Raw genomic sequence first — 17,103 nt, 5'->3', positions numbered from 1 at the left:
GCACCGCCGCCGCGTTGGCCGGGCCGGCGCCCAGCTCGGCATCCAGCGCGCCGGGCGCCACGCCGACCAGCGTGGCCAGTTCGTCGCGATAGGCGTCGAGCTGCGCACCCAGCGGCTCGGCCTGGGAACGTGTGGTTTCCAGTTGTCCCTGCAGGCGCGTGATGTCCAACTCGGATGCGGTGCCGGCTTTGACGCGGCGTAGCGCCAGCTCAAGCGAGCGCTGCTGACGTTCGATGGCGGCATTGCTGAGCGCCACCTGCGCCTGCGTCGAACGCAGGTTCACATAAGCCTGCGCCACTTCGGCCACCAGGCTCAGTTGAGCGTCGGCCAGCCGGGCTTCCGCTGCTTCGGCTGCTGCGCCGGCCGCTTCGGTGGCGCGGCGCTGGCCGCCGAACAAATCGATTTCCCAGGTGGCGTCGAAGCCGACGCTGTACAGGTTGAGCGAGGACGGAATCGACAGGCTGTCGTTGTTGCCGCCATCGCTGGCGCTGTCATTGCTGCTGCCGCTGCCCAAGGTCGGCAGATGCGCGTGTGCCGCCAGCGCCGTGGCGCTGCCCTTCGGTTTTCCATTGGCCTGCTCGCTGCGCAGCGAGGCGCGAGCCTGGCGCACGCGCGCCGACGCCAGCGCCAGATTCGGATTGGCTTGCAGCGCGCGGTCGACCAGCTGGTCCAGCAACGGATCGCCCAGTTCGGTCCACCAGTGCGCCAGCGCTTTGCTGTCAGCTGGCGTGGCGGGCATATCGGGCGTGCCGGCGCGGGCAAAGCCTGCCGCCTGCGGCGTGACGGGCGGCCCGGCGTAGTCGGTGCCCACGGTAGTGCAGGCGCTCAGCAAGCCGGCGCCGCCCAGGCAGGCGAGCAGCAGGGATGGAACGGTTGGTAATTTCATCAAATTCTCCTTAGTGCGCCGCTTCCGGCGGTGCATTCTTGTTCAGCGGGCGCAGGAACAGCACCAGCGGGGTCACGCAGCAGATGCCGACCGCGAGTATCCAGAACAAGTCGATATAGGTCAGCGTCAGCGCCTGCACCTGGACGATGCCGTTCAGACTTTGCAACGCCTGCGGCAGGCCGCCCAAAGCGTGTACCTGCGTCGCCAGATAGTCCTGCACGCCACCGCGATTGGCGTCCATCGTTTCTTCCAGCCGGCGCTGGTGGAACCACAGCCGCTGGTCCTGCACCACGGCGACGCCGGCCAGCGCCAGCGATCCGCCCATGTTGCGGGCGGCGTTGAAGAGGCCGGAGGCGTCGGCCGCAAATTCGCGGCTAACCGACTGGATCGCAGCCTGGCTCAGGAACATCATGGCGAAAATGGTGCCCAGTCCGCGCATCAGCTGCGACGGAATGAAGTCGTCGCCGGCCGCCAGCGCGGTCAGGCTGGTTTCCATCCAGGCGCTGAAAGCCAGTACCACCAGGCCAAAGCCGACCGCCAGCCGGATGTCGAGCTTGCGGAACAGGATGGGCACAAACGGCATCATCATCAGGCTGGGCACGCCCGACAGCGCGACGATCTGGCCGGCCTGCAGCGAGTTGTAGCCGGCCACGGTGGCCAGGAATTGCGGGATCACATAGGAGGTGCCATACACCACCATGCCGATCATGGTGCCCATCACCACCACGCTGCCGAACTGCCGGCTGAGCAGCAGCTTGAGACGTATCACCGGCCGCTTGGCCGTGAACTGGCCGATCATCATCAGCACGAAGCCGCTGACCGACAACAGCGTCAGCCAGATGATCAGTTCCGACGAAAACCATTGTTCGCGCTGGCCTTCTTCCAGCACCACGGTCAGGCCGCCGAGGAAAGCGGCCAGGCCGGCGATGCCCAGCCAGTCCGCCTCCAGCAGCTGGCTGGTTTGCGCCTTGACGTGCGGCAGGCCCACCAGCAGCAGCACGATCAGGCCGATGCAAATCGGCAGGTTCAGGAAGAAGGCGTAGTGCCAGCTCAGATGCTCGGTCAGCCAGCCGCCGATCAGCGGTCCGATCACCGGGCCGAGAATCGCGGTGGCGCCAAACATCGCCGTGCCGATCGCCTGCTGGTTGCGCGGCAGCCGGGTGGCGATGATGGTCTGGGCCGTGGGAATCATGGCGCCGCCGGTAAAGCCTTGGCCGACGCGGCCGACGATCATCATGCCGAGCGAGGTCGACAAGCCGCACAGCATGGAAAACACCGTGAACAGTCCGGCCGCCACCAACAGGAAGGTGCGCAGGCCGAACACCCGCTCCAGCCAGCCGCATAGCGGAATGATGACGATTTCCGACACCAGGTAGCCGGTGGCGATCCAGGTGCCCTCGGTGCCGCTGGCGCCGATTTCACCCTGGATGGTGGGCAGCGACGAATTGACGATCGAGATGTCGAGCGTGGCCATCAGGGCGCCCAGCGTGCCGGCTGCGACCGCCAGCCAGGCGGCGGCGTCAGCGCGCTCGGGCGGCGCCGGCTTGGCGGCCTCAGGCTTGGCCTCGTCAGGTTTGGCGGCTTCGCTCACTGGCGCGCCTCTTTGTGGGCATCTTCGTTGGCACGGATCTGCTTGACGGCATCCTTGGCGCTGGTGGTGTCCACCACCACTTTCAGCGACAGGCCAGGCACCAGCACGCGTCGGGTTTCAGCGGTCGCATCGATCGCCAGGCGCACCGGCACGCGCTGGACAATCTTGGTGAAATTGCCGGTGGCGTTTTGCGGCGGCAACAGCGAAAACTGCGCGCCGGTGCCGGGCGCCAGGCTTTCGACATGGCCGTGCAGCTTCAGGCCGGGCAAGGCGTCGATCTTGATTTCGGCCGGCTGGCCGAGCCGCATGCGGCCGATCTGCGTTTCCTTGAAGTTGGCGGAGATGTAGAGCGTATTCAGCGGCACGATCGACATCAGCCGCGTGCCGGGCTGGGCGAACTGGCCCACTCGCACGGTCAGATCGCCGACGCGGCCGTCGGCGCTGGCGCTCAGCTGGGTCGATTCCAGATTGACGTCCGCCGCCTTCAGCTGCGCGCGGGCGGTGCCGGACTGCGCCTCGGCCTGGCGCACCTGCGCCTGCAGCGAAGCGATGTGTTTGACGGCGTTGTCCAGCGCCGCCTGCTGCGCGGCGACCTGGCGCGCACTCTGCTCGGCCTGATTGCGGCGCGTGGCCAGCGTTTCGGCGTTCTCCGCGCCGATCTCGACCAGCGGCGCATACCGCGCCACTTCACGCTTGGCGAAATCGGCGTTGTCGCGCGCGGCGGCCAGCTGGGCGCGCATCTGGGCGACCGTCGATTCTTGCTCGGCAACCTGGGCCCGCACCGCATCGGCAGTCGCGTGGGCGATCTCGATCTGGGCCTGATATTGTTCAGTCTGAGCGTTGTAGTCGCGCGGATCGATGCGCACCAGCGGCTGGCCGGCCTTCACGTCCTGGTTTTCCTTGACCAGCACCTCGGCGATGTAGCCGTTGATCTTGGGCGAGACGGTAATGTCGTCGGCGCGCAGATAGGCGTCGTCGGTGTCCTCGAAGTACTGGCCGATCAGCTCGTGATACAGAAACCAGCCGCCGCCCAGCAGCACGGCCACCGCGCCCAGCGACAGCAATACCACGCGGATTTTCCGCTTTTTGGCGGGCGCCTCCACCTTCTCGTCTTGCTTGTCGTTGCCGTTGTTTTCAGGTTCGCTCATATGGTTCTTTCGGGAGAAAAGTGCGGTAGTTCACACAAACGTGTTAATTCACACGATTGTATGATGTTTGCCGGACTTGTGCCACACGAAAGATGAGGCTGGTCTTTTACCAGGTGGTGGCCAGCTTCGCCATGACGACGGTGCGATTTCACCAGCAGCGTTGCCGAAAGCGTTAGAATGACGGGTTACGCACGGGGGCGGTGTCCGCCCCCGCAAACCAGACTCATCGCACCGCCTAAAGAACCAATGACCACCGTCCCGAACGAAATCAACGCCGCCGCCGTCAAGAACAGTCCTACTGAAAAACTCACGCCGATGATGGCCCAATATATGAGCATCAAGAGCCAGCACCCGGACATGCTGGTGTTCTACCGCATGGGCGATTTCTATGAGCTGTTCCACGAAGACGCGGAAAAGGCGGCGCGCATTCTCGGCATTACACTGACGGCGCGCGGTTCGTCGGGCGGCCAGCCGATCAAGATGTGCGGCGTGCCGTTTCATTCGCTGGAAGGCTATCTGGCCAAGCTGGTCAAGATCGGCGAGTCGTGCGCCATCTGCGAACAGATCGGCGATCCGGCCACCAGCAAGGGACCGGTCGAACGCAAGGTGATGCGCGTGGTCACGCCAGGCACGCTGACCGATGCCGACCTGCTGCCGGAAAAATCGGAACGTCCGCTGCTGGCCCTGTGCATCATCAGCCAGCGCAAGGTGGCCACCGCCGGCCTGGCGTGGCTGTCGCTGGCCAGCGGCGCGCTGCGCCTGATGGAGTTCTCCGGCGATGCGCATACCGTCAACGCCCGCATCCAGCAGGAGCTGGAACGCATCTCGCCGGCCGAACTGCTGCGCGGCGATAACGGCGAGCTGTTTGAGGAGTACGCGGCCTGCCACGTCAACCGCGTGCCGGAATGGCACTTCGACGTGGTCAGCGGCCACAAGGCGCTGCTGGACCAGTTGGCCGTCGCCACGCTGACCGGCTTCGGCGCCGATGGCCTGGGCGCCGCTTTTGGCGCGGCCGGCGCGCTGCTGCGCTACGCACAATCGACGCAAGGCCGCGGCCTGCAGCACGTGCGCACGCTGACCACCGAAACCGAAAATGAATTCATCGGCCTCGACGCCGCCACCCGCCGCAACCTGGAACTGACCGAGACGATACGCGGCCAGGAATCGCCGACGCTGTTCTCGCTGCTGGACCACTGCCGCACCGCCATGGGTTCGCGCCTGCTGCGCCACTGGCTGCACCACGCGCGCCGCGACCAGCACATCGCGCGTTCGCGCCACCAGGCCATCGCCGCGCTGGCGCAGGCCGACGCCACCGGTTCGCTGTCGCAGACGCTGGCGCAGGTGCCGGACATCGAGCGCATCACCACCCGCATCGCCCTGCTGTCGGCGCGTCCGCGCGACCTGGCCAGCCTGCGCGACGGCCTGATTCAGCTGCCGGCCCTGCGCCACGGCATGCAGCGCACGCTGACCGATGCGCAAGGCCTGCTGGCCGCCATCCACGCCGACCTGTCGACGCCGGAGTCCTGCCTCGACCTGCTGCAACGCGCGGTGATGCCGGAACCGGCGGTGATGGTGCGCGACGGCGGCGTGATCGCGCGCGGCTTCGACGCGGAGCTGGACGAACTGCGCGGCCTGTCGGAAAACGCCGGCCAGTATCTGGTGGACCTGGAGACGCGCGAACGCGCCCGCACCGGCATCGCCAACCTGCGCGTGGAGTACAACAAGGTGCACGGCTTCTACATCGAAGTCACCAACGGCCAGGCCACCAAGGTGCCGGACGACTACCGCCGCCGCCAGACGCTGAAGAACTGCGAACGCTACATCACGCCGGAACTGAAGGCCTTCGAAGACAAGGCGCTGTCGGCGCAGGACCGCGCACTGGCGCGCGAGAAGATGCTGTACGACCAACTGCTGGGCGATCTCGCGCCGTTCATCGGCGTGCTGCAAACCATCGCCCGCGCACTGGCGCAGCTGGATACGCTGACCGCCCTCACCGACCACGCGCTGCGCCACAACTGGTGCGCGCCGGAGCTGGTGGACACGCCGTGCATCAACATCAAGGAAGGCCGCCATCCGGTGGTGGAAAACCAGATCGAACGCTTCATCGCCAACGACTGCCGCTTCGTCGACGAACGCCGCCTGCTGCTGATCACCGGCCCCAACATGGGCGGTAAGTCGACCTTCATGCGCCAGGTGGCGCTGATTACGCTGCTGGCCTACATGGGCAGCTACGTGCCGGCGCAAAGCGCCGTGATCGGCCCGATCGACCGCATCTTCACCCGCATCGGCGCCACCGACGATCTGGCCGGCGGCCGCTCGACCTTCATGGTGGAGATGACCGAAGCCGCCGCCATCCTGAACGGCGCCACCGCCAACTCGCTGGTGCTGATGGACGAAATCGGCCGCGGCACCTCGACCTTCGACGGCCTGGCGCTGGCGTGGGCCATCGCGCGTCACCTGATCGACACCAGCCGCAGCTTCTCGCTGTTCGCCACCCACTACTTCGAACTGACGCAACTGCCGGACAGCCATCCGACCGCCAGCAACGTCCACCTGTCGGCGGTGGAACACAAGGACAGCATCGTGTTCCTGCACGCGGTGCAGGACGGCCCGGCCTCGCAAAGCTACGGCTTGCAGGTGGCGCAGCTGGCCGGCGTGCCGCAGCCGGTGATCAAGGCCGCGCGCAAGCACCTGGCGCGGCTGGAGGCGCAGGCGCTGGACGCCACGCCGCAGCTGGACCTGTTCGCCGCGCCGTCGGTCGACGCCAACGATGAGGAAGTCGAGGCGACCGCGCCGGCCGCCGCCAGTCCTGCCATGCGCGAGCTGCTCGACGCGCTGGACGATCTGGACCCGGATGCGCTGACGCCGCGCGAAGCGCTGGACCGCCTGTACCAGCTGAAGCGCCTGACGGAATCGGCACAAGCATGATGCCGCGCGTGCGCCGCCGCATGCTGCTGGCCGCCATGATGGCGGCCGCGCTAGCGACGGCGCGCGCCGCTCCGATCACCGCGTCAGCGCCGGTGCGCGCCTTCGCCTTCGGCGTCATCGGCCATCCCCTGCAGCACGGCCGTGACGAGGCGGCGCTCAAGCGCGCCATTGCCGATGTGGCGCAAACCACGCCGGCCTTCGTGGTCGCCACCGGCATCAAGGCCGCCACCGAGCCATGCAGCGACAAGCTGTACGCCCAGCGCCGCGACCTGCTGAACGAATCGGCGGCGCCGATGGTCGTGTCGCTGGCCGGCAGCGACTGGAGCGCCTGCCTCAACTCGGCCGGCCGCTCCAACGCCATCGAACGCCTGAACCGCCTGCGCGAAGTGTTCTACGTCGACAGCGAATCGCTGGGCGCGCGCAAGCTGCAGGTGACGCGGCTGTCGTCCACCGCCAAGTTCCGCAGCTACGCCGAGAACTCGCACTGGGAATACGGCAAGGTGCTGTTCGCAACGATTAATCTGCCGGCGAATAACAACCACTATCGCCCGGAAGCGGGCCGCAACAGCGAGTTCGAAGACCGCCTGGTGGCCAACCGCGCCTGGCTGCATCGCCTGTTCACGCTGGCGGAGCGGCAGAAGATGCAGGGACTGGTGCTGTTCTCGGACGGCGACGCCGGCGTCACGGCGGAGGAAGGCTTCTCGCTGCTAGCGAGTTTTCAGACAAAACAGGATGGCTTTGCCGAAGTGCGCAAGCAGATACGCGGCATGGCGGAAAAGTACAAGGGGAAGGTGCTGCTGATTGATGCCCAGCCTGTGCAGCAAGGTGCGCAGGGCGAGCCGGCCATCCAGTGGCGCGAGAATGTGGGACATGTGACCATGACCTCGGACTGGGCCGAGGTGCACGTCACGCCGGGCGCCGCCGCCCTGTTCTCCATCAAGGGCGGCAGCGCCGCGGCGACTACCGATTAGTGAATCGGGTGGATGGCGACGTGGTCGCCCTCTTCACCTTCGTCGTCCTCGTCACCGTGGTGGTGGCCGTGGGCGCCGTGCACGTGGCCGTGGGCGATTTCTTCATCGGTGGCTTCGCGCACGTCGGTCACGTTCAGCGAGAAACGCAGCGCCATGCCGGCCAGCGGGTGATTGCCGTCCAGGACCACTTTGTCGTCAGCGATGTCGGTCACGGTGAAGATCATGGCTTCTTCGCCACTGTCGCCGTCCGGCATGCCTTCGAACTGCATGCCCACTTCCAGCGGCTCCGGCAGGCGGTTGCGTGCTTCGACCTTGACCAGGGAAGCGTCGTAGTCGCCGAATGCATCTTCCGGTTCGATCTGGATAATCGACGCGTAGCCGACTTCTTTGCCATCCAGTTCTTCTTCGATTTTCGGCAGCGTGTTCTCGTAGCCACCGTGCAGGTAAACCATAGGCTGACGGCCGTCTTCGATCAGATTGTCCTGGGCATCGGACAGTTTATAGTTCACAGTCACGACTGTATTCTTGGCAATCTTCATGTTATGCATCCTTTCTGTAATTAGCCCCGGATTATACCTTGGATCGGCAGGCGGCCGCTTCGGGCCACCGAGCGCATAAGGATATGCCGATTCCGTTCTGGCCGCCGCGCGCCAGCCGTTCTACAATCGTGGCATGCAAGCCGCCACCTCCGACAAACTCGCCCAATGGCTGCTCAGCAGCATCGCGCTGGACGCCGCCGCCATGCACGTGGGCCGCTATTGCGGGCCATGGCGGGCGTCGACGGCCGGCAAGGCGCTGTCCAGCTTCCACCTGGTGCTGAGCGGCGACTGCTGGCTGCACATCGAGGGCCAGCCGCCGCTGCATTTGCGGGCGCGCGACGGCGTCTTCCTGATGAGCGATGTGCCGCACTTCCTCAGTCCTTCGGCCGATCCGGCGACGCCGTTGCAGCGCCCCGCCATGCGGCCGCTGGGCGAGGCGCCGGAGCCGGACAGCGCCGGCCTGGCCTGCGGCTTTTTCCGCTTCAGCGGCGCTCTGAGCCCGCTGGTGATCGCCTCCTTCCCCGAATACCTGGTCTGCCGCAGCGGCGACCCGGCGCTGGGCCATACGGCGGCGCTGTTCGACATGATCGTGGCCGAAGGCGGCGGCGATCCGGAACGGCCGTCGCCGCTGATCGCGCGCCTGGTCGAGCTGCTGTTCTTCTACCTGATCCGCCACGCCAGCCAGCGCGAGGCGCTGAGCGCCGGCCTGCTGTCCCTGGCCCAGCGCGGCGAGTTCATGGCGCTGCTGGACGAGATGCTGCGCAGTCCCGGCGAGGACTGGTCGATCGCGCGCATGGCGTCGGCCGCGCACATGTCGCGCGCGGCGTTCTGCAAGCACTTCACCGGGGCCGGCGGCGTGACGCCGGCGCAGTTCCTGCTGCGGCTGCGCATGCGGCTGGCGGCGCAGCGCCTGAACGCCGGCGATTCGGTGGAGCAGGCGGCCAGCCATGTGGGTTACCAATCGCATGCCGCTTTCACGCGCGCCTTCAAGCGCATCGTCGGCGAACAGCCGGGCGCCTATCGCCGCCAGCTGCGCGCCGCCGCATAAAAAGACGTTTGAGCACAAAACCACGACTTTTGAACATGGTGTGGATGGCGGCATGATCGGATAATATGCCATCAACCTTACCGGAAAATGCCATGTCCCGACTCACTCTGCAGACCCTTGACACCGCGCCGGCCGACAGCCGTCCTTTCGTGGAAAAAGCGATCGCCAACAACGGCTATCTGCCCAACCTGATCGGCGTGCTGGCCAATGCGCCGGTGGCGCTGGAAACCTACCTGACCGTCTCCGCCATCAACGCGCGCGCCAGCCTGTCGCTGGCCGAGCGCGAGGTGGTGCAGATCACCGCCGCGCGCATCCATGGTTGCGACTTCTGCGTGGCCGGCCACACCGCCATCTGGCTGAAGAAAGCCGGCCAGTCGCCGGAAGCGGTACGCGCACTGCACGAAGGCGCGCCGACCGGCGACGCCAGACTGGATGCGGTGGCGGCCTTCGCCGGCGCCGTGATCGCGCGCCGTGGCGCCGTCGATGACGCCGACCTGCAAGCCTTCCTGGCCGCCGGCTACAACCAGCAGCAGGCGCTGGAGGTGGTGCTGGGCATCAGCCTGGCGACGCTGTGCAACTTCGCCAACAGCCTGGCCGGCACGCCGGTCAATCCGCAGTTGCAGCCTTACCTGCCCGGAGCGGTGTAAGCATGGCGGCCCTGCACGACTGGCTGGCGCAGCACGCCGACACGCTCGATCAATCGGCATCGCTCGGCGACGAGGTGATGCCGGCGCTGGCCGCACATGGCTGCTTCCGCGCCGGCGTGCCGTTGGCGCTGGGCGGCGCGGCTGGCGAATACGGCGATGTGCGCGACGCCATTCTGGGCATCGCCGAAGTGGCGCGCCATTCGGTGACGGCGGCGTTTGTGTACTGGAGCCAGCGCAGCTTTGTCGAGTATCTGCTGCAAAGCTCCAACACGGCGCTGCGCGACCGCCTGCTACCGGCGCTGCTGGATGGCTCGCTGGCCGGCGCCACCGGCTTGTCCAATGCGATGAAGTTCCTGTCCGGGATGGAGGCGCTGTCGGTGCAGGGCTCGGCCAATGGCGATGGCTGGTTGTTGAACGGCAAGCTGGCATGGATTACCAATCTGCGGCCACAGCGCTTTGTCGCGGCGGCGGCCGTGGCGCCGGTCGATGGTTCGACGCCGCTGGTGGCGATGTTCGCCAGCGACGACGTGGGCGTGCAGCGCAGCGACAACCTGGCGCTGATCGCTCTACGCGGCAGCAATACGGCGGCGGTGCGGCTGGAGCATGTGGCCGCCGGTGCGGACTATGTGATTGCGGCGCAGGCGCCGGCGTGGCTGGCGCGGGTGCGGCCGGCTTTTCTGGGCATGCAGTGCGGGATGTCGATCGGCCTGGCGGCTGCGGCGCTGGACAAGGCGGCGCAGGTGGCGGCCGCCGCCCGCGGCCAGTTGGGCGAACAGATCGCCGCCGCGCAGCAGGCCTTGTCGGCGCTGACGGCGCAATTGCTGGAAGGCGTGGCCGATGGGCGCTTCGTGACGGCGGCGCCGGCGCTGTTCAAGCTGCGCATCGCGCTGGCGGAGCTGGTGCAGCAGGCGCTGATGCTGGAACTGCAAGCCAAGGGCGGACACGCTTACCTGACGCAGGAAGAAGACGGCTTCGCGCGCCGCTGGCGCGAATCGGCCTTCATCCCGGTGATCACGCCGAGCATCACGCAACTGCAAGCGGCGCTGGCCAAGCACGCCGCAGCGGCGGCATGACGGTCGCTGACTGGGCGCTGCGCGCCGACGGCCTGGCGTTTGCCTACGCCGGTGGCGCGCCTACCTTTGAAGACATCTCGCTCGGCGTGCGGCCGCGCGAGATCGTGGCGCTGCTGGGCGGCAGCGGCTGCGGCAAATCGACGCTGCTGCGCGTGCTGGCCGGTCTGCAGCCGCCGACCGCCGGCCGCGTCCAGTTCCTCGGTGCGCCGCTGACGGAGCCGAGTCCGCGCAGCGCGCTGGTGTTCCAGCAAGCCAGCCTGCTGCCCTGGCTGAACGTCACCGCCAATGCCGGCTTCGGCCTGGACTTCGCGCGCCAGCCGAAGATCGCCCGCGCCGAGCACGCGCAGCGCGTGCAGGACGCCATCGCCGCCGTCGGTCTCGAAGGCAGCGAGAAGCGTTACCCGGCCGCCCTCTCCGGCGGCATGGCGCAACGCGTCGCCCTGGCCCGCGCCCTCGCGCGCCAGCCGGAACTGCTGTTCGCCGACGAACCCTTCTCCGCACTGGACGCCATCACCCGCGCCGAAATGCAAACCCTGCTGGTCGACGTGGTCCACCGCTGGCACACCGCCGCGCTGCTGGTCACGCACGACATCGACGAAGCCATCCTGGTCGCCGACCGCATCATCCTGATGGGCGGCCGGCCCGGCGCCATCGTGCGCGAATGGCAGGTCGACCTGCCACGTCCGCGCCTGGCCGACGGCGCAGCGGTCAGCAAACTGCGCCTCGATATCCTGGCCGCCCTGCAAGGCCAACGCACCACCGCATCCACGACGACAGAAAGCACAATATGAACAAAGCACCTCACATCTGCCTGGCCTCCGACTGCGATTGCGGCATGACCCGCCGCGACTTCCTGCGCGTGTCCGCACTGGGCACCGCCAGCGTCGCCGCGCCGCTGCTGTTCGCCGGCGACGCCATGGCCCAGCAAGGTCCGAAAGGCGACGACCAGCCGGTGAAGATCGGCTATCTGCCGATCACCGACGCCACGCCGCTGCTGGTGGCGCACGGCCGCAAGCTGTTCGAAGCCGAAGGCCTGCAAGCCGAGGCGCCGCGCCTGTTCCGCAGCTGGGCGCAGATCATCGAAGCCTTCGTCTCCGGCCAGGTGAACGTGATCCACCTGCTGTCGCCGGCCACCATGTCGGTGCGCTACGGCGCCAAGTTCCCGGCCAAGGTGGTGGCGTGGAACCACATCAACGGCTCGGCGCTGACGGTCGCCAAGGACATCAACAGCGTCGCCGACCTCGGTGGCCGCAGCGTGGCGATTCCGTTCTGGTACTCGATCCACAACGTGCTGCTGCAGCAGATCCTGGCCAGGAACGGCCTGTCGGTGGTGAGCAAGGGCCGCGACGGCAGCATCGGTCCGAAAGAAGTCAATCTGGTGGTGCTGGCGCCGGCCGAGATGGTGTCGGCGCTGGCCAGCAAATCGATCGCCGGCTTCATCGTCGCCGAGCCGTTCAACGCGCTGGCCGAAACCAACGGCGTCGGCAAGGTGCTGCGCTTCTCCGGCGACGTCTGGAAGAATCACGCCTGCTGCGTCACCTTCCTGTCGGAGCGCGACATCAGCACCCGTCCGGAATGGGCGCAGCGCGTCACCAACGCCATCGTCAAGGCGCAGCTGTGGACGCGCTCCAACCAGCTCGACACGGCGCGCCTGCTGTCGAACGGCGACAGCCACAAATACACGCCGCACGCGCTGCAGGTGCTGTCCAAGGTGCTGACCGTGACCGACTACGCGGAATACGAGAAGACCGGCATCATCGTGCACAAGGACTGGAACCAGCGCCGCATCGACTTCCAGCCTTACCCGTTCGCCTCGTACACAGAGCAGATGGTGCGCGCCTTGCAGAAGACGCGTCTCGAAGGCGACACCGGCTTCCTGCAAAAACTCGACCCGGCCTTTGTCGCCAGGGACCTGGTGGACGACCGCTTCGTGCGCAAGGCCATCACCGCCGTCGGCGGCCCGCAAGCCTTCGGCCTGCCGGCCAATCTGATGCGCACTGAAACGCTGGCCATCTGATGCTGCGTCGCTTTGCTTTGCCGCTGCTGGGCTTTGCGGTGGCGCTGCTGCTGTGGCAAGTCGGCGTGTCCGCGCTGGAAAAGGACACGCCGATCGCCGCCGCCTTCGCGCCGCTGCAGGCCGGCCGCGCGCTGCTGCTGATGCTGCAGGGGCCGGACATCTGGCGCGACGTCGGCCTCAGTCTGCGCCGCGTCGGCTACGGGCTGTTGGCTGCGGCGCTGATCGGCATTCCGCTCGGTGTGCTGGTGGGCAGTTCGAAGCGCTTCGCGGCGGCGGCCATGCCGCTGTTCCAGTTGCTGCGCATGGTGTCGCCGCTGTCGTGGATGCCGCTGGCGGTGATGACGCTGGGTGTGGGCGACGCGCCGGTCTACTTCCTGCTGGCGTTTGCGGCGGTGTGGCCGATTCTGCTCAACACCGCCACCGGCGTGGCGCGGCTCGATCCCAACTGGCTGCTGCTGGCGCGCAGCCTGTCGGCCACGCGCAGCGAGACGGTTTTCAAGGTGGTGCTGCCGGGGATTACCGCCGATATCCTGACCGGTGTGCGGCTGGCGATCGGCATCATCTGGATCGTGCTGGTGCCGGCGGAGATGCTGGGCGTGTCGGCGGGACTGGGCTACTTCATCCTCGACGCGCGCGACCGCCTGGCCTACAACGAGCTGATGGCGGCGATTGTGCTGATCGGCATACTCGGATTCCTGCTGGACTGGCTGGCCCGCGCCGCCCATGCGCGCTGGCTGCATACACGTTGATTTGACAAGGCCGAGGTTATAATCGCGGTATGAAAAAATTACCGCTCCTCGGCGACATCACGCCGGCGCAGTTCCTGCGCGAATACTGGCATAAAAAGCCACTCCTGATCCGCAACGCCATCCCCGGCTTCAAGCCGCTGCTGTCGTTTGACGCGCTGGCCAAGCTGGCCTCCACCAACCACGCCGAATCGCGCCTGGTCACCGGCTTCGACGGCGAATGGTCCTTGCAGCACGGCCCGCTGGAATCGCTGCCGCCGCGCGACAAGAAGGAATGGACCATGCTGGTCCAGGGCGTCAACCTGTTCGACGCCAAGGCCGACGCGCTGCTGCGCCAGTTCCGCTTCCTGCCGGATGCCCGCCTCGACGACCTGATGATCAGCTTCGCCACCGACGGCGGCGGCGTCGGTCCGCACTTCGATTCCTACGACGTGTTCCTGCTGCAGGCCCAGGGCCAGCGCCGCTGGCAAATCGGCCCACAGAAAGACCTGACCATCATCGACGGCCTGCCGCTGAAAATCCTGGCCAACTTCACGCCGGACGAAGAGTTCGTGCTGAATCCCGGCGACATGCTGTACCTGCCGCCGCACTACGCGCACGACGGCATCGCCATCGGCGACTGCCAGACCTATTCGATCGGCTTCCGTTCGCCGTCGTACCAGGAACTCGGCGAGAACTTCCTGCAATTCATGGCCGACTCGATCGACCTGCCGGGCCGCTACGCCGATCCGGAACTGGAAGCGACCGCCAAGCCGGCCGAGATCCCGCGCGCCATGCTGACGGCGCTGACCGAGGAACTGAACAAGGTGCGCTTCACCGAGGAAGACATCACCATCTTCTTCGGCGAGTACCTGTCCGAGCCGAAGCACAATGTGTTCTTCACCGGCCCGGCCAAGCCGCTCACCGTCGGCAAGTTCGGCGAAGCGGTGATGAAGAAGGGCCTGGTCCTGTCGCGCAAGACGCAGATGCTGTATCGCGGCAAGAACGTCTTCATCAACGGCGAATCGTTCGGCGTCGGCAAGGCCGACAAGGCCACGCTGGAGCTGCTGGCCAACAACCGCCGCCTGGAAGGCGCGGAGTTCGCCGCCGCCTCGGACGACGTGCTGGAAGCGCTGTACACCTGGTACCAGGACGGCTGGGTCGAACTGGCTTGAGTCAAAACGGGAGGCAAGATGGACCGACTGGTTATTCCCTTCACCACGCGGACGGAATTTCAGCAGCATTTGGCCAGTTGCCTCTCGCGCGCCGAACAGACGCTGCAGCTGTTCGACCCGGACTACGGCATCTGGGAGCTGGGCAGCAGCGCCAGCGACGCCCAGCTGCGGCGCTTCCTGCACGGCGGCGGCCGCCTGCAGCTGGTGGGCCACGACGGCCGCCACATCGAACGCGAGGCGCCGCGCTTCCTGCGCCTGTTCAAGGATTATGGCCATTTGATTGAAGTGCGCCGCACCAGCCAGCAATTACGCCAATTAAGCGATTCTTTTTGTATTGCCGATCAGCGCGATATTGTCCGGCGTTTTCATGCCGATCATTTCCGCGGGGAAGCTGTTTTTAACGGACCTCAAGACCTGCAAACCAGCCTGGAACGTTTCCTTACAATTTGGATAGAGTCGGGGCCGGGATTGTTAGCAAACGCAACTGGATTATCAGCCAGTTAGGAGTAAAATGCTGGGCAGCACGGTAGTTAGCTGGACTTAGCCTCAAGTAAAGTCCGAAACGAAATGTTGCGATATCGCAAAATAGTTATGTGTTAGGCTTGTTGAACTATTGCGATGCACTAAAAATCGCTATAATATTCGGCTAGGAAGTTTCCGTTGTCTAGTAGGCACCTTCTAGGTACGAAAGCCTTCGAAGACGACCTAATTGAGCGATAATTACCGGTAATTATTAATCGCAACACTGTGTTTAATTTTTGAATTAACTAAGGAAAATCCATGAAAAAATCCCTGCTGATCGCCTCCCTGCTGGCTGTTGCTCTGGCTGCTTGCTCGAAAAAAGAAGAACCAGCTCCAGCTGCTCCAGCTCCAGTAGCTGCTCCAGAAGCTGCTGCTCCAGCACCAGCTCCAGCTCCAGCAGCTGACGCTGCTGCTCCAGCTGCTGCTGCTCCAGCAGCTTCGGACGCTGCCGCTGCTCCAGCCGCTTCGGCTGCTGCTGCTCCAGCTGCTTCGAAGTAATATCAGCTTGAGAGAAAAACCGACCTTCGGGTCGGTTTTTTTTCGTCCATCGATTTATAAACTAAATGGATCGAAATAAAAAAAGCCGGCTTGCGCCGGCTTTGCGTTTCTAATTACCGCTTACTTCAGCTGTTCATGCAGCAAGGTGATGATTTTCTCGCCGACCGGGCTGGTTTCCGGCTGACCGGCATTGCTCAATACCTTGACGATACTGGTATTGCCTTCATTGGCCTTGACCGAAATACGGTAGCGTTGCGCTTCTTTATCCGCCTCGTCCGACGAACCCCAGCTAAACAGCTTGCTGAAGAAGCCTTTGGTTTCCGCCGTATCGTTGATATAACGCACGAAGTAAATACCCTGGGTACGGTCGCGATCTTCCACGGTGAAGCCGGCACGGTCCAGCGCCAGGCCGACACGGCGCCAGGCGCGGTCGAAGCCCTCGTCCACCTGCACCGCACGGTCGGCGCCAGCGCCCACCAGCGAGGCGTGCTGAGGCTGCACGATGGCGCCTTCGACGGCGGTCTTGGCGCTGGCCAGCTGTTCGCCGCCATTGCCCAGCTTGTTCATCAGGCGCGACAGGAATTCCGCTTCCAGGCCAGGGTCGTTAGGACGCGGCATCCACTTGGTGGTTTCCTTTTCGGAACCGGTGGCGATTTCCTGCACGCCGCGGTGGCTGATGTAGATCTCGCTGGAACCGTCGGCGCGGCGCTCGATGCGGGTGCGGAACTTGTCGCGCTCTCCGCTCGAATACACCGAGTCAAACACCTTGCCGATGGTGTTGCGGATGAAGTCCTGCGGAATCTTGGCGCGGTTTTCATTCCACTCGGTTTCCATGATGCCCGAGGCCGGCAGTTCTTCCGACAGGGTGAAGCCCGAATCTTCCCAGAACTGCTTCAGCTGCGGCCACAGTTGCTCCGGCGTCTGCTTGATCACCAGCCAGCGCTGGTTGCCGTCGCGCTCGACCTTGATGTCGCTCAGGCTCATCTGCGCCACGGTGCCGGCGGCCGGCTGACCAGGGATGATCGCCGCGCCAGGATTGGCCGCGCCCGATTGCGCCGCCTTGGAGGCGTTGTAGCCGGACGCGGTGGCCACGCCGTTGTTCGAATCCGGCAGCGAGTAGCGGTTGTCTTTTTGCAGCTGGGTCAGATCCGGCGGCACGTCCAGCGTGCTGGCCTTCTTGGCGGACTTGTAGTCCACCTTGTCGTTGCCCAATACCGAGCCCAGCATACCGCAGCCGCTCAGGCTGGTCAGGGTGGTCACTACTGCGCCTACCATCAGCACGCGCTGCGAGGAAATAAAAGCTGTCTTGCGAATAGTCATGTCGTTACTGTTATA

At 65.5% G+C, this 17,103-nt stretch carries 16 protein-coding genes; 11 read left to right on the top strand and 5 right to left on the bottom strand.

Features of this window, described 5'->3' with window-relative positions; translation table 11 throughout:
* The 3 genes from GJ698_RS21170 to GJ698_RS21160 form a co-directional block, all read right to left on the bottom strand.
* A partial coding sequence (locus tag GJ698_RS21170; RefSeq protein WP_166454920.1) for a TolC family protein occupies window positions 1-886 on the bottom strand: 886 nt, incomplete at its 3' end.
* 10 nt (window positions 887-896) lie between these two features.
* A complete protein-coding gene (locus GJ698_RS21165; protein ID WP_154359852.1) occupies window positions 897-2,393 on the bottom strand; it encodes an MDR family MFS transporter in 1,497 nt (498 codons plus the stop codon).
* An 80-nt stretch (window positions 2,394-2,473) separates the two neighbouring features.
* Entirely contained in the window at window positions 2,474-3,625 is a 1,152-nt protein-coding gene (locus GJ698_RS21160; RefSeq protein WP_154359840.1) for an HlyD family secretion protein, read from the bottom strand.
* A gap of 246 nt (window positions 3,626-3,871) precedes the next feature.
* Here GJ698_RS21160 and mutS point away from each other — a divergent pair, with 246 nt between their 5' ends.
* Window positions 3,872-6,553 carry a DNA mismatch repair protein MutS gene (mutS, locus tag GJ698_RS21155; RefSeq protein ID WP_154359839.1) on the top strand — a complete coding sequence of 894 codons (2,682 nt, stop codon included), beginning with the start codon at window positions 3,872-3,874 and terminating at the stop codon, window positions 6,551-6,553.
* Complete coding sequence (locus tag GJ698_RS21150) at window positions 6,550-7,524, top strand: hypothetical protein (RefSeq protein ID WP_154359838.1); 975 nt, start codon at window positions 6,550-6,552, stop codon at window positions 7,522-7,524. The genes mutS and GJ698_RS21150 overlap by 4 nt, the downstream gene beginning before the upstream one ends.
* Here GJ698_RS21150 and GJ698_RS21145 read toward each other — a convergent pair.
* The gene (locus GJ698_RS21145; protein WP_154359837.1) at window positions 7,521-8,063 is read right to left on the bottom strand and encodes an FKBP-type peptidyl-prolyl cis-trans isomerase; all 543 of its coding nucleotides are present in this window, start codon (window positions 8,061-8,063) and stop codon (window positions 7,521-7,523) included. The genes GJ698_RS21150 and GJ698_RS21145 overlap by 4 nt on opposite strands.
* A gap of 133 nt (window positions 8,064-8,196) precedes the next feature.
* Between GJ698_RS21145 and GJ698_RS21140 the strand changes: the two genes are divergently transcribed.
* The 9 genes from GJ698_RS21140 (at window position 8,197) to GJ698_RS21100 (ending at window position 15,768) form a co-directional block, all read left to right on the top strand.
* Window positions 8,197-9,111: an AraC family transcriptional regulator gene (locus GJ698_RS21140; protein ID WP_154359836.1), complete on the top strand. Its 915-nt coding sequence runs from the start codon at window positions 8,197-8,199 to the stop codon at window positions 9,109-9,111.
* Window positions 9,112-9,203: 92 nt separating this feature from the next.
* Window positions 9,204-9,758, top strand: a complete 555-nt coding sequence (locus GJ698_RS21135) for a carboxymuconolactone decarboxylase family protein (RefSeq protein WP_154359835.1) — start codon at window positions 9,204-9,206, stop codon at window positions 9,756-9,758.
* Between the two features lie 2 nt (window positions 9,759-9,760).
* Window positions 9,761-10,831 carry an acyl-CoA dehydrogenase family protein gene (locus GJ698_RS21130; protein ID WP_154359834.1) on the top strand — a complete coding sequence of 357 codons (1,071 nt, stop codon included), beginning with the start codon at window positions 9,761-9,763 and terminating at the stop codon, window positions 10,829-10,831.
* Entirely contained in the window at window positions 10,828-11,622 is a 795-nt protein-coding gene (locus GJ698_RS21125; protein WP_154359833.1) for an ABC transporter ATP-binding protein, read from the top strand. The genes GJ698_RS21130 and GJ698_RS21125 overlap by 4 nt, the downstream gene beginning before the upstream one ends.
* Window positions 11,619-12,848 carry an ABC transporter substrate-binding protein gene (locus GJ698_RS21120; RefSeq protein WP_154359832.1) on the top strand — a complete coding sequence of 410 codons (1,230 nt, stop codon included), beginning with the start codon at window positions 11,619-11,621 and terminating at the stop codon, window positions 12,846-12,848. Before GJ698_RS21125 ends, GJ698_RS21120 begins: the two co-directional genes overlap by 4 nt.
* Window positions 12,848-13,597, top strand: coding sequence for an ABC transporter permease (locus tag GJ698_RS21115; RefSeq protein WP_208023857.1), 750 nt, complete (start codon window positions 12,848-12,850; stop codon window positions 13,595-13,597). Before GJ698_RS21120 ends, GJ698_RS21115 begins: the two co-directional genes overlap by 1 nt.
* A 29-nt stretch (window positions 13,598-13,626) precedes the next feature.
* Window positions 13,627-14,748, top strand: coding sequence for a cupin domain-containing protein (locus tag GJ698_RS21110; RefSeq protein WP_154359831.1), 1,122 nt, complete (start codon window positions 13,627-13,629; stop codon window positions 14,746-14,748).
* An 18-nt stretch (window positions 14,749-14,766) separates the two neighbouring features.
* Complete coding sequence (locus GJ698_RS21105) at window positions 14,767-15,252, top strand: DUF7931 domain-containing protein (protein WP_154359830.1); 486 nt, start codon at window positions 14,767-14,769, stop codon at window positions 15,250-15,252.
* Between the two features lie 276 nt (window positions 15,253-15,528).
* Window positions 15,529-15,768 carry a hypothetical protein gene (locus tag GJ698_RS21100; RefSeq protein WP_154359829.1) on the top strand — a complete coding sequence of 80 codons (240 nt, stop codon included), beginning with the start codon at window positions 15,529-15,531 and terminating at the stop codon, window positions 15,766-15,768.
* 120 nt (window positions 15,769-15,888) lie between these two features.
* Here GJ698_RS21100 and bamC read toward each other — a convergent pair whose 3' ends face one another.
* Window positions 15,889-17,043 carry an NlpB/DapX family lipoprotein gene (gene bamC / locus GJ698_RS21095; protein ID WP_371865401.1) on the bottom strand — a complete coding sequence of 385 codons (1,155 nt, stop codon included), beginning with the start codon at window positions 17,041-17,043 and terminating at the stop codon, window positions 15,889-15,891.
* Window positions 17,044-17,103: the final 60 nt, after the last annotated feature.

Origin of the sequence: Duganella aquatilis, assembly GCF_009674565.1 — a bacterium.
GTDB classification, from domain to species: Bacteria; Pseudomonadota; Gammaproteobacteria; order Burkholderiales; family Burkholderiaceae_D; genus Rugamonas; species Rugamonas aquatilis.
Note: the sequence above shows the minus strand (reverse complement) of the source record. Positions and strands in the feature narration are given on the sequence as shown.